Annotated in this window: 11 protein-coding genes; 8 read left to right on the plus strand and 3 right to left on the minus strand. The window is 74.7% G+C overall.

The window, feature by feature from the left end; translation table 11 throughout:
• Both NT8_RS02000 and NT8_RS02005 read left to right on the plus strand, forming a co-directional pair.
• Window positions 1-379, plus strand: a 379-nt coding sequence (locus tag NT8_RS02000) for a DUF2087 domain-containing protein (RefSeq protein WP_245645996.1), incomplete at its 5' end; no start/stop codon positions are given.
• Window positions 380-773: 394 nt separating this feature from the next.
• Window positions 774-2,063, plus strand: coding sequence for a YeeE/YedE family protein (locus NT8_RS02005; protein ID WP_067963525.1), 1,290 nt, complete (start codon window positions 774-776; stop codon window positions 2,061-2,063).
• Between the two features lie 33 nt (window positions 2,064-2,096).
• On the opposite strand, the gene rsgA is transcribed toward NT8_RS02005, so the two are convergent.
• On the minus strand, window positions 2,097-3,089 hold the full coding sequence (gene rsgA, locus NT8_RS02010; RefSeq protein ID WP_067963527.1) for a ribosome small subunit-dependent GTPase A: 993 nt from the start codon (window positions 3,087-3,089) through the stop codon (window positions 2,097-2,099).
• On the minus strand, window positions 3,086-4,363 hold the full coding sequence (gene aroA, locus NT8_RS02015; RefSeq protein ID WP_067963530.1) for a 3-phosphoshikimate 1-carboxyvinyltransferase: 1,278 nt from the start codon (window positions 4,361-4,363) through the stop codon (window positions 3,086-3,088). Before aroA ends, rsgA begins: the two co-directional genes overlap by 4 nt.
• A 132-nt stretch (window positions 4,364-4,495) precedes the next feature.
• On the opposite strand from aroA, the gene NT8_RS02020 reads away from it, so the two are divergent.
• From NT8_RS02020 to thiC, 4 genes are all read left to right on the plus strand, one after another.
• The gene (locus NT8_RS02020; RefSeq protein ID WP_067963533.1) at window positions 4,496-5,002 is read left to right on the plus strand and encodes an OsmC family protein; all 507 of its coding nucleotides are present in this window, start codon (window positions 4,496-4,498) and stop codon (window positions 5,000-5,002) included.
• Window positions 5,003-5,262: 260 nt separating this feature from the next.
• Entirely contained in the window at window positions 5,263-6,708 is a 1,446-nt protein-coding gene (locus tag NT8_RS02025; protein WP_067963536.1) for a sodium/glutamate symporter, read from the plus strand.
• A gap of 60 nt (window positions 6,709-6,768) precedes the next feature.
• Window positions 6,769-7,632, plus strand: coding sequence for an SOS response-associated peptidase (locus NT8_RS02030; RefSeq protein WP_067963540.1), 864 nt, complete (start codon window positions 6,769-6,771; stop codon window positions 7,630-7,632).
• A gap of 248 nt (window positions 7,633-7,880) precedes the next feature.
• Window positions 7,881-9,545 (plus strand): phosphomethylpyrimidine synthase ThiC, encoded by a 1,665-nt coding sequence (gene thiC, locus NT8_RS02035; RefSeq protein WP_067963542.1) that lies wholly within the window; start codon window positions 7,881-7,883, stop codon window positions 9,543-9,545.
• Between the two features lie 39 nt (window positions 9,546-9,584).
• On the opposite strand, the gene NT8_RS02040 is transcribed toward thiC, so the two are convergent.
• Window positions 9,585-10,427, minus strand: coding sequence for a class I SAM-dependent methyltransferase (locus tag NT8_RS02040; RefSeq protein WP_067963545.1), 843 nt, complete (start codon window positions 10,425-10,427; stop codon window positions 9,585-9,587).
• A gap of 418 nt (window positions 10,428-10,845) precedes the next feature.
• On the opposite strand from NT8_RS02040, the gene NT8_RS02045 reads away from it, so the two are divergent.
• The gene (locus tag NT8_RS02045) at window positions 10,846-11,484 is read left to right on the plus strand and encodes a sigma-70 family RNA polymerase sigma factor (protein ID WP_067963549.1); all 639 of its coding nucleotides are present in this window, start codon (window positions 10,846-10,848) and stop codon (window positions 11,482-11,484) included.
• On the plus strand, window positions 11,481-11,765 hold the full coding sequence (gene rsrA, locus NT8_RS02050) for a mycothiol system anti-sigma-R factor (RefSeq protein WP_067963552.1): 285 nt from the start codon (window positions 11,481-11,483) through the stop codon (window positions 11,763-11,765). Before NT8_RS02045 ends, rsrA begins: the two co-directional genes overlap by 4 nt.
• Window positions 11,766-12,483 lie beyond the last annotated feature (718 nt).

The following is a 12,483-nucleotide window of genomic DNA, read 5'->3' on the forward strand; positions in this document are numbered from 1 at the left end:
CGGCGGGCTGGCCGAGCGCGCGGGCGGCGGGTGGGCGGCCCGCCCCGACGCGCTGCGCAACGCCGCGGCGGCCGGGGCCGCGCCACCCGACCGCCACCCGATGGCCGGCAGCCGCCCCGACCCGGCGGTGGCCCGCGACTTCACCCGCGACGGCCGCATCGTGGCGCTGCCCGCGCAGCGGGGGCCCCGGCTGGAGCTGCTCGACCACGTCGCGCGCGCCTTCGAACCGGGCATCCGCTACGCCGAGGCGGAGGTCGAGGCGGTGCTGCGCGCCTTCCACGCCGACAGCGCCACGCTCCGCCGCACCCTGGTCGACGAGGGGTTCCTCGACCGCGACACCACCCACTACTGGCGGTGCGGCGGCACGGTCGCGCCGTGACACCGCGCGCCGGCGCCCCGCCGTGCCGTGCCGCCGTGTCGCGCCACCGCGCCACCGCGCGCCGACGCTGCCGGTGCCCCGCCGTGCCACCGCTCCCGCGCGCCGGGGGCGCCGCGCGGCCCGGCCCGGTGTGACGGAGCCGACCTCGCGCCCGCGGCGCCCCGCGCCTAGGGTTGGGGAGATATGTCCGGTCCGACGATCTTCCTGCGCATGGTGCTCATCTCCATGTCGCTCACCAGCACCGATGACGGCCTGTGTCGCCGCCGGTGCCGCCGCCGCGCGCTCTGACGCGGCCGCCCGCGCGCCCCGCCGCCTCCGGCCGAGGGCGAAGATCCGTCCCCACCGACCGCACACACCCGCCCCCGGGTCCCGCACGCCCAGGAGTCCCGTCGCCATGACGACAGCCGCCCCCTCGCCCGCGTCGCCGCCCGCCTCCCCGGCGGCCCGCCTGCTCTTCCACAACGCCCTGTCGGCCCCGCCGCCCGCCGCCCCGCGCCCCGAACCGGTGCGCTGGGTGCCGCTGGGCGTCGCGCTGGCCGCCACCGCCGCCCTCGCCGCCTACGTCGGCGCCGTCCACGGCGCCCGGCCCGCCGTGCTGCTGCTGCTCGGCGCCGGACTGGGCCTGGCGCTGTTCCACTCCCGGTTCGGGTTCACCTCCGCGTGGCGGCAGTTCGTCGCGGTCGGCAACGGCACCGGGCTGCGCGCCCACGCCCTGCTGCTCGGTACCACCGCCACCCTGTTCGCCCTGGTGATCGGCACCGGCACCGGCCTGTTCGGCAGCACCCCCGAACCGTCGGCCGGGCCCATCGGGGTCGCCCTGTTCCTCGGTGCGTTCGTGTTCGGCATCGGCATGCAGCTCGGCGGGGCGTGCGCGTCGGGCACCCTGTTCGCGATCGGGTCGGGCCAGTCCGCGATCGTCCTCACCCTGGGCGGGTTCATCGCCGGCTCGGTGCTCTACAGCGCCGCGTGGCCGCTGGTGGCCGACCTGCCGGCGCTGCCCCCGTTCCTGCTGTCCGACCACGTCGGGTGGGCGGGGTCGTGGGCGGTCACCGTCGCGGTGCTCGGCGCGATCGTCGTGGGCACCCGGGTGGTGCAGAACCGGCGCACGCCCCCGCCGGTGGGCGCGGTGCCCAGCGCGAGCGGCGCCGCCCGCGTCCTGCGCGGCAGCTGGCCGATGCTGGTGGGCGCGGTCGTCCTCGCCGTGCTGGGCGGCGCCGTGCTGGTCGTCTCCGGCGGCGCGTGGGGCATCACCAGCGCCTTCAACCTGTGGGGCGCCAAGCTGCTCCAGCTGGTCGGCCTGCACCCGGAGGAGTGGGCGTTCTGGAGCCGGCCGGAGCAGGCCGCGCAGCTCGCCGCGCCGGTGCTCACCGACAAGACGAGCCTCACCGACATCGGCATCATCCTCGGCGCGGCCGTGGCCGCCGCGGCGGCCGGGGCGTGGAAACTGCACACCGGGCTGCGCGGCAACGTGGTGGCCGCGTCGCTGATCGGCGGCGTGCTGATGGGCGTCGGCGCCCGACTGGCGGGCGGCTGCAACATCGGCGCCTACCTCGCCGGCATCGCCTCGGGCAGCTTGCACGGGTGGCTGTGGGCCCTCGCCGCCATCGCCGGCACCTGGGTGGGGCTGCGCGCCCGCACCCTGTTCCGGCTGCCCAACCCCAAGCCGTCCGACAGCGTCTGCTGACCCGCCGGGCGGCCGGACGGCCGCGGCGGGGCCTCAGCCGTCGCCGCGGTCGTCGCCCTCGCGGCTGCCCAGCAGCCGCCGCAGCGACGCCACCCGGTCGGGGTCGAGCCGCCCCTCGGCCACCCCGGTGTCGAGCGCGCAGCCCGGCGCGTCGGCCGCGTGCGGGCAGCCCGGCGGGCAGTCGGCGGCGGTCGCGGCCAGCTCCGGGAAGCCCGCGACGACGTCGTCGGGGCTGACGTGGGCCAAACCGAAGCTGCGCACGCCCGGGGTGTCGATGATCCAGCCGCCCTCGACCGGCAGGGCGACCGCCGACGTGGAGGTGTGCCGGCCGCGCCCGGTGACCGGGTTGACCCGGCCCACCGCGCGCTCGGCCGCGGGCACCAGCAGGTTCACCAGGGTGGACTTGCCGACCCCCGACGACCCGACGAGCACGCTCACCCGCCCCACCAGCCGCTCGGCCAGCGGGGCGAGGTCGCCGTCGCGGCGGGTGGCGACCGCGGGGACCGCCAGCGCCGCGTAGGACGCCAGCAGCGCGTCCGGCGCGGCGAGGTCGGCCTTGGTGAGGCAGAGCAGCGGGTCGAGCCCGGCGTCGTAGGCCGCCACCAGGCACCGGTCGACGAACCGGGGCTGCGGCTCGGGGTCGGCCAGGGCGCAGACGATGACGAGCTGGTCGGCGTTGGCGACGATGATCCGCTCGACCGGGTCGGTGTCGTCGGCGGTGCGGCGCAGCACCGACCGGCGCTCCTCGACCCGCACCACCCGCGCCAGGGTGTCGGGGCGCCCGGAGAGGTCGCCCACCAGCGCGACCCGGTCGCCGACGACGATGCTGCCCCGGCCCAGTTCGCGCGCCTTCATGGCGACGACCGGGCTGCCGTCGACCAGGCACCGGTACCGGCCGCGGTCGACCGCGGTGACGAACCCGGAGCGGGCGTCGTCGTGCTTGGGCCGGGTGCGGGTGCGGGGCCGCGACCCCCCGCGCGCGCGTACGCGGACGTCGTCCTCGTCGAGGTAGCGGCCACCGCTCAAGGGGCGACCACCCCGGTCCACAGCCCGGGGAAGTCGGGCAGGGTCTTCCCGGTGGTGGCGATGTCCTCGACCAGCACCCCCGGCACAACGAGCCCGATGACCGCGCCGGAGGTGGCCATGCGGTGGTCGTCGTAGCTGCGGAACACCCCGCCGCGCAGCGGGCGGGGGCGGATGACCAGGCCGTCGGGCAGCTCCTCGGCGTCGCCGCCGAGCCGGTTGACCTCGCGCGCCAGGGCGGCGATCCGGTCGGTCTCGTGCCGGCGCAGGTGGGCGATGCCGGTCAGCCGCGACGGGGAGTCGGCCAGCGCCGCGACGGCCGCGATCGTGGGGGTGAGTTCGCCGACCTCGCGCAGGTCGGCGGTGATGCCGCGGACCGTGCCGGTGCCGCGCAGGGTGAGGCCGTCGGGGCCGTGCTCGACGGCGCCGCCCATGTCGGTGAACAGTCCGCGCAGCGCGTCGCCCGGCTGGGTGGTGCGCGCGGGCCAGTCGCGGACGGTCACCCGGCCGCCGGTGACCAGCGCGGCGGCCAGGAACGGCGCGGCGTTGGACAGGTCGGGTTCGACGACGACCTCGGCGGCCTTGATCGGGCCGGGGGCGACCCGCCACACGTCGGGGACCGAGGTGTCGACCTCGACCCCGGCGTCGCGCAGCATCGCGGCGGTCATGTCGAGGTGCGGCTGCGAGGGCACCGGCGGCCCCTCGTGGCGGACCTCGACCCCGTTGCGGAAGCGGGCGCCGCTGAGCAGCAGCGCGGAGATGAACTGCGACGACCCGGACGCGTCGACGGTGACCGCGCCGCCCGGCACCGCCCCGGTGCCGCGGACGGTGAGCGGCAGCGCGCCGCGCCCGCCGTCGTCGATGTCGGCGCCGAGGGCGCGCAGCGCCGACAGCAGCGGGCCCACCGGGCGCTCGCGGGCGCGGGGGTCGCCGTCGAAGCGGACCTCGCCGTCGGCCAGCGCCGCCACCGGCGGCACGAACCGCATGACCGTGCCCGCGTTGCCGACGTCGACCGCCGCGGGGCCGCGCGGCGGCGCGGGCACGACGGCCCAGTCGGCGCCGTCGGCGGTGACGCCGGTGCCCAGCGAGCGCAGCGCCGCCGCCATGAGGTCGGTGTCGCGGCTGCGCAGCGGGCGGCGCACCACGCTGGGGGTCTCCGACAGGGCGGCGAGGACCAGCGCCCGGTTGGTCATCGACTTGGAGCCGGGCAGGGTGACCTCGGCGTCGACCGGGCCGGCGGCCGCGGGGGCGGGCCAGTGCGGGGCGGAAGCAGGCATAGCCCAAGGTTAGCCGTCCCGGACGGCGGGGCGGGCGGCGCCGGGCGGCCGGCGTGCGGCACCCTGGAGGGGTCCGGGGGAGCGGCGGGGCGCGCGCCCGCGCCCCGCCGCAGCACCGCAGGGGAGGCCGCCATGGGCGACAAGGTCCACCACTTCGAGGTCCGCACCCGCTGGACCGGCAACACCGGGGCGGGCACCACCTCCTACCGGGGGTACGGGCGCGGGCACGACGTCGAGGCCGACGGCCGGCCGGTGCTGCGGGCGTCGGCCGCCGCCGCGTTCCGCGGCGACCCGGAGCGGTGGAACCCCGAGGACCTGCTCCTCGCCGCGCTCAGCGAGTGCCACATGCTGTCCTACCTGGCGCTGTCCGTAGCGGCGGGCGTCGACGTGGTCGCCTACACCGACACGGCCACCGCCTCCCTGGTGACCCGCGCCGACGCCTCGGGGGAGTTCACCGAGGCGGTGCTGCGCCCCGTGGTGACGGTCGCCGCGCCGGACATGGCCGACGCGGCCCGGGACCTGCACGCGCGGGCGCACCGGGCCTGCTTCATCGCGCGTTCGGTGAACTTCCCGGTGCGCCACGAGGCGGTCGTCCGCGTCGCGGACGGGGACACCGGCGCCGGGCCGCAGGGCGCGTAGGAGGCCTCCGGCGGACGCCGGCCGGGACGCGCGGGCGCGTGGCGGACCGGAGGTCACGAGACGGATTCGATATGACCGAAACGCAAATAATGGTCGGTGGGACGCACTAGTTTGCGGGCGATGGCAGAGCGCGGTCGGGCATTCCCCGGTGCCCGCACACCGCAGCACGAGCCCTTTGCGGCAGGACGGCCGGGACGGAGCGCGTCATCCAGGGCGGGCGCGCCGCCGGGCGCCATGCCCGTCATCGAAACAAGGTACGCATGTCCCCCCAGACCACCGGTTTCGCGCTGCTCCTCCTCGGCGCCCTCCTGTTGCTCGCCAAGCTCGTCCGCACCCGATGGCGCACCGCGCGCCGGCTCTTCCTACCCAGCTCCATCATCGGCGGCACCATCGCCCTCCTGCTCGGCCCCGAACTGCTGGGCCGCGCGGCCGCCGCCCTCGGCGCCGCCCCGCTGTCCGGCGGCCTGTTCGGCGCGGACGTCTACGACGTCTGGCGGGTCCTGCCCGAGCTGCTGATCTCGGTGGTGTTCGCCGCCCTGTTCCTCGGCCAGCCGCTGCCCCGCCTCTCCGCGGCCAGCCGGCTCGCCGCCCCCCAGATCACCTTCGGCCTGGCGCAGTGCGCCGGGCAGTACGTCATCGGGCTGCTCCTGGCGCAGTGCGTCCTCGGCCCGGTGTTCGGGCTCCCGGCGGTCTCCGGCGTGCTGCTGGAGGTCGCGTTCGAGGGCGGCCCGGGCACCGTCGCCCGCCTCGGCGACACCTTCGCCAACGCCGGCTTCGCCGAAGGGCGCGAACTCGCGCTCGCCCTCGCCACCACCGGCATGCTCGCCGCCATCATCACCGGCATCGCGCTGGTCAACTGGGGCGTCCGGCGCGGCCACACCGCCGAACTGTTCATCGGCGGGCGGCGGCACGTCGGCGAGCAGATCGGCCGGGAGGAGGGCGGGGCGCCGTCCCGCCCGGCCGCGCCGGCCGCCGCCCGGCGCGTCGGCGTCGAACCGCTGGTCATGCACGTCGGGCTCATCGCCGTCGCCATCATGGTCGGCCAGGGCCTGCTCCGGCTCTGCCAGGCCGTCGAGCAGGCGCTCTTCCCCGGCGGCATCGAGGTGTTCGCCTACGTCCCGCTGTTCCCGCTCGCCATGTTCGGCGGTGTCATCGTCCAGGCGCTCGTCGACCGGTTCGCCCCGCCCGGGTTCGTCGACCGCGCGCTGATCGGCCGCGTCCAGGGGTTCACCCTGGAGGTCATCGTCATCACCGCCCTGGGCTCGCTGTCGCTGACCGTCATCGCCGCGCACCTCGCCCCGTTCCTCATCCTGGCCACCGCGGGGGTCGTGTGGTGCGTCGGCTCCTTCGTGCTGCTCGCCCCCCGCATGCTCCCCTCGCACTGGTTCGAGCTGGGCATCGGCAACCTCGGCCAGACCCTCGGCGTGAGCGCCGTCGGCCTCATGCTGATCCGGCTCGCCGACCCCGGGCTGCGCTCCCCGGCGCTGGAGGCGTTCGGCTACAAGCAGCTCGCCGTCCAGCCGTTCTTCGGCGGCGGCATCGTCACCGCGGTGCAGATCCCGCTGATCCTGCACTACGGCCCGTGGCCGTTCCTGCTCGGCGCCTCCCTGGTGCTGGCGCTCACGCTGGCGCTCGGCCTGCTCGTGTTCGGCCGCATGCGCCCGCTGGACGACCGGGCCGGCGCCTCGGACGCCGTCCCCGCCTGACCCCGCGCCGGGCGGCGCCCCCGTCGGCGCCGCCCGCCCGCGGCTGGCACACTGGAGCCCATGTGCGGTCGGTACGCCCAGGCGCGCAACGTCCATGAACTCCAGTTGGCCTTCGACTTCGCCGAGCCCCCCGAGGCGGACGGCGACCGCGGCACGCGCGCGTGGCCGCCCCTGGAGGAGGTCGCGCCCGACTACAACGTCGCGCCCGGCAAGCGGGTCTACGCCGTGCTGGGCACCCCGCCCGGCGACGCCGAACCCGGCGCCCCCACCGGCCCCCGGTCGCTGCGCACGCTGCGCTGGGGCCTGGTCCCGTCGTGGGCCAAGGACCCCAACGTCGGGTACAAGATGATCAACGCCCGCGCCGAGACCGTGGCCGAGAAGCCCTCGTTCCGCGCCGCGTTCGCCCGCCGCCGGTGCCTCATCCCGGCCGACGCCTACTACGAGTGGCAGCTGCTGCCCGACGGCGCCCCCGGCGCCGCCGAACCCGGCACCTCGCCCGCCACCGACCCCGGGCACCGCCGCCGCAAGGCCCGCGCCCGCAAGCGCCCCTACGCCATCGGCTACACCGAGGACGCCCCGCTGGCGTTCGCCGGGATCTTCGAGCGCTGGCGCGACCCCACCCGCCCCGACGACGACCCCGCCGCCTGGCTGTGGACCTGCGCCGTCATCACCACCGAGGCCGCGCCCCGCCTCAGCGCCATCCACGAGCGCATGCCCGTCGTCGTCCCCCCGGACCGGTGGGCGGTCTGGCTCGACCCCGCAGCCGAACCCGCCGACCTGCACGACGTCCTCGCCCGCACCCCCGCCGACGCGTTCGAGGTCCGCCCGGTCGGCACCGACGTCAACAGCGTCCGCAACAACGGCCCCCACCTGCTCGACCGCGTCGACGACACCCCCGAACCCGAGGCCGCCACCCTGTTCTGACGCGTCCCGGGGGCCGGGACGGGGCCGGCTCCGGGTCTGGCCCCCGTCCCCTCGCTGACGTAGGGTGGCCCCGGTCGACCACCCCGCACCAGCGGGGCGCGCCGCGACGGCGGCGCTGCTGCACCCACAACCAAAGAGACCGCGGGAGCTCGCGCCATGGCGGGCTGAGAGGGCGGCTGGACCCCCAAGGGGCCGGTGCCGCCGACCGCAGAACCTGTTCGGGTAATTCCGGCGTAGGGAGGCGTGCCTTGACGGCGCTCGACGACCACGATGTCCGACCCACGGTGACCACCGGCCCCATCCCGGGTTCGGCGAAGACCCATCTCCCCGTTGACGACCCCGCGTCCGGCCGGACGCTGCGGGTCCCGCAGCGGCGGGTCGGACTGAGCGACGGCACCCACATCGACCTGTACGACACCTCGGGTCCGTACACCGACGACACGGCGTCCGTCGACGTGCACGCGGGGCTGCCCCGCCTGCGCGCCGACTGGATCGCCGACCGCGCCCCCATCGGCGGCGCGGTCACCCAGGCGGCCTACGCGAAGGCCGGCGTGATCACCCCCGAGATGCGCTTCGCCGCCGCCCGCGAGGGTGTCGACCCGGAGTCCGTGCGCTCCGAGGTGGCCATCGGGCGGGCGGTCATCCCGCTCAACCGGTGCCACCCCGAGGCCGAGCCGATGGTGATCGGCAAGAACTTCCTGGTGAAGGTGAACGCCAACATCGGCAACTCCGCCGTCACCTCCTCGGTGGCCGAGGAGGTCGAGAAGATGGTGTGGGCCACCCGGTGGGGCGCCGACACCGTCATGGACCTCTCCACCGGCAAGCGCATCCACGAGACGCGCGAATGGATCGTGCGCAACGCGCCGGTGCCCATCGGCACGGTGCCGATCTACCAGGCCCTGGAGAAGGTCGGCGGCGACCCCGCCGCGCTGTCCTGGGAGGTCTACCGCGACACGGTGATCGAGCAGGCGGAGCAGGGCGTCGACTACATGACGGTGCACGCGGGCGTGCTGCTGCGCTACGTCCCGCTCACCGCCCGCCGGGTCACCGGCATCGTCTCGCGCGGCGGCTCGATCATGGCGGCGTGGTGCCTGGCCCACCACCGCGAGAGCTTCCTCTACACCCGGTTCGAGGAGCTGTGCGAGATCTTCCGCGCCTACGACATCACGTTCTCCCTCGGCGACGGACTGCGGCCCGGGTCGATCGCGGACGCCAACGACGAGGCGCAGTTCGCCGAGCTGCGCACGCTGGGCGAGCTGACCCACGTCGCGCGCGGCCACGACGTGCAGGTGATGATCGAGGGACCGGGGCACGTGCCCCTGCACAAGATCGCCGAGAACGTGCGGCTGGAGGAGGAGCTGTGCGGTGAGGCCCCGTTCTACACGCTGGGCCCGCTGGCCACCGACATCGCCCCCGGCTACGACCACATCACCTCGGCCATCGGCGCGGCCCAGATCGCCTGGCACGGGACCGCGATGCTCTGCTACGTGACCCCCAAGGAGCACCTGGGGCTGCCCGACCGCGACGACGTCAAGACCGGGGTCGTCACCTACAAGCTCGCGGCGCACGCGGCCGACCTCGCCAAGGGCCACCCGCGCGCCCGGGAGTGGGACGACGCGCTGTCGAAGGCCAGGTTCGAGTTCCGCTGGCGCGACCAGTTCCACCTGGCGCTGGACCCGGAGACCGCGCAGGCGTACCACGACGCGACCCTGCCGGCCGAGCCCGCCAAGACCGCGCACTTCTGCTCGATGTGCGGGCCGAAGTTCTGCTCCATGAAGATCACCCAGGACGTCCGCAGGTACGCGGCGGAGAAGGGGCTGTCGACCGTGGCCGCGATCGAGGAGGGCATGCGGGACAAATCGGCGGAGTTCGCCGACGGGGGCGGCCGGGTGTACCTGCCGCTCGCGGAGTAGCGCCCGGGGGCGGCGGCCGGTGGCCGCCGCCCCCGCGGTTCACGGCTTGCGCGCGCTGGCGAGCAGGTGCACGCCGACGTAGTCGTCGGACTCGGCGGCCTTGAGCTCCATCTCGACCAGGTGGGCGAGCATGTGCGGGTCGCGCGGCAGCATCATCTCGACGGTGGAGGCCGACAGCACGGTGCGCGGCCGGATCCAGTCGAGTTCCAGGCCGACGTCGGTCAGCAGTTCGGCGAGCTGCTCGGCGGTGAAGCAGCGCGTGATCGACCCGTCCGGCCAGGGCACCAGCAGCACGTCGGCGCTGGGGGCGTGGCTGAGTTCGGGCCAGCAGTCCTGCTCGGCCAGCAGCGCCATGCCCAGCACGACGGAGTCGACGCACAGCAGCGTGCGCCCGCCCGGGCGCAGCACCCGCGCGATCTCGCCGAGGGAGGCCTCGGTGGCGAGGTGGCGGGAGAGCACCCGGTTGTCGGCCACAACGGAGTCGAAGGCGTCGGAGGCGAAGCTCGACAGGAACGTGCTGTCGGCGACGACCGGGCGGAGCCGGCCGGGGGCGTGCCGCGGCGGGGTGCGGGCGTGCCCGTTGACCAGGGTCAGCGGCGGCCGCACGGTGACATCGGTGGAGGGCAGCAGGGTGACGACGTCGTGCCCGGCGGCCACCGCGCGCTGGGCGCCGCGGAAGTCGGGGCTGGAGAGGTCGAGCACCCGGCCGGGTTCGGCGGGCAGCCACCGCGCGAGCTGGGCGTCGGCCACGGCCCAGTAGAACCGCCAGTACGCCGACAGGGAGTCGGTGGTGGCGAAGTGGGCCGCGGTGGACCGCGCGCGGTGGGGGTCGGTGGGGGATGCGGCCGGCGGGTGGGACGCGGAGTCGGCGGACGGTCGCACGCACGCTCCTCTCGCACGGTCCCGGGTCTTTGCTCTCGGTTTTACCCGTACTCTCGCACGCTGCACCTCCGGGAACGCGCGGAAACCGAAAGTTCGCGGCGGGCGGACACGGGTGCGCACGGGGGGATACGGGGCGGACACGGGCGGTCCGGCGCGGAATCAGGGCGGGGCCCCCGTTGTTGGCACGGTCATCACCGCACCGGTCGGCCGCACCCCGACCGCGGGACGCCGCGGAGGTGTGCGCGCGCCGCCGGACCTCGACAGTAAAGGCAGGTCAATGCCAGCCGCTACCGCGATTTTGCCGGATACCCGGTCCGGCGCGGCGCCGCCCGCCGGGGACGGACCGCCCGTTTCCCCCTGGTCGTATCGTGAGGCTACGGTTGCCCCACGGGAGACCAGTACAGGGAGGCAGGCCGGCTTGAATCAGGGCCAAGAGACACTCGACGAGCGGGGTGCGCGGTTCGAACGGGACGTGCTCCCGTTCCTGGACCAGCTGTACTCGGCGGCGTTGCGCATGACCCGCAACCCGTCCGACGCCGAGGACCTCGTCCAGGAGACCTTCGCCAAGGCGTTCGGTTCGTTCCACCAGTTCAAGGAGGGGACGAACCTCAAGGCGTGGCTGTACCGAATCCTCACCAACACCTTCATCAACTCCTACCGCAAGAAGCAGCGGGAGCCGAAGCAGGCGGGGACCGAGGACGTCGAGGACTGGCAGCTCGCCCAGGCCGCGTCGCACTCCTCGTCGGGGCTGAAGTCCGCCGAGGCCGAGGCGCTGGAGCACCTGCCCGACAGCGACGTCAAGCGCGCCCTCCAGGAGCTTCCGGAGGACTTCCGCATCGCGGTGTACCTCGCGGACGTCGAGGGGTTCGCCTACAAGGAGGTCGCCGAGATCATGGACACCCCGATCGGCACGGTGATGTCGCGGCTGCACCGCGGGAGACGCCAGCTCCGTTCGCTGCTGGAGGAGTACGCGGTCGACCGCGGCATCCTGCAGGCGGACGACGTGTCGATGGCCATGGGGGCGGCCAAGGGCGGGACGCGGAGGGACCAGCGATGAACTGCGGCGGCGAGCACGCGACACCGTGCAGCGAGATCCTGGCGCGGGTCTACAGCTACATCGACGGTGAGCTGGAGGAGACCAACTGCGCCGAGATCCGGGACCACCTCGACGAGTGCGGTCCGTGCCTGGCGGAGTACGGCCTCGAGGAGGTCGTGAAGAAGCTGGTGGCGAAGCACTGCGGGTGCGACCCGGTGCCGGGCGACCTCCGGGGGAAGGTGCTGCACCGGCTGGAGCTGGCGCGGGCGGACGAGGCGGTCCGGGAGGCACGGGTGGAATAGTACGTCCCATTTTCCCCTTGTGATCATATTTATGCGAATTCAAGGACGAGCTGACGGCGGCCGGTGGACCGGCCGCCGTCCGTGTTTTCCGGGGGTCCGGAACACCCGGTGGTGCGCCGGGGCCAGGGCGGGTGGCCCGGTCGGCGGGTGGAATTTTCGGAGCGGCACGCGACACGCCCGGGCGGGTGTCCGATTCCGCGAACGGCGGGCCGCCGTCCTTCCCGGCGTCCCCTCCGCGCCATCGCTCAAAGGCCACTACACTGAGTGATCATGCCAGGTGAGGGCGGCGGGTGGCGCCGAACGGAGATGTCGGTGGAAACGGCGATTCCGGGGAAAGGAGCCGTTCGGAGTTGATTGCGCAGCGTGATGCTCTTTTCTCCGAATCGGTTTAGTAATTTCGCGATCCGAAAGCGCGGAACGCGCCGATCCGGATGTCCGCCGTGCGGTCCGCCGATGGGAAAACGGTCGACCGCCTGTTGCCGTTAAACTGGCCGCCATATCCACCGTATGGGGTAATTCGCGCTCTGCGATCCGGGGGAACGCGCGGGCGCGGCCCACATCTCTCAGGGGGGTCCACATGCTTTTGCTGTTGGCGAAAACCGGCATCCTGTTCATCCTCGCGAGCCGGTTCGTACCGGGCGTGAGCGGGTGGTCCTGGTGGTAGAACGGAATCGATGAAAACATGACAGTTCGGTCGGCTGTGGGGCGGGAGGTACCG

This window comes from Nocardiopsis trehalosi NBRC 14201 (assembly GCF_001552555.1).
Classification (GTDB): Bacteria; Actinomycetota; Actinomycetes; order Streptosporangiales; family Streptosporangiaceae; genus Nocardiopsis_B; species Nocardiopsis_B trehalosi.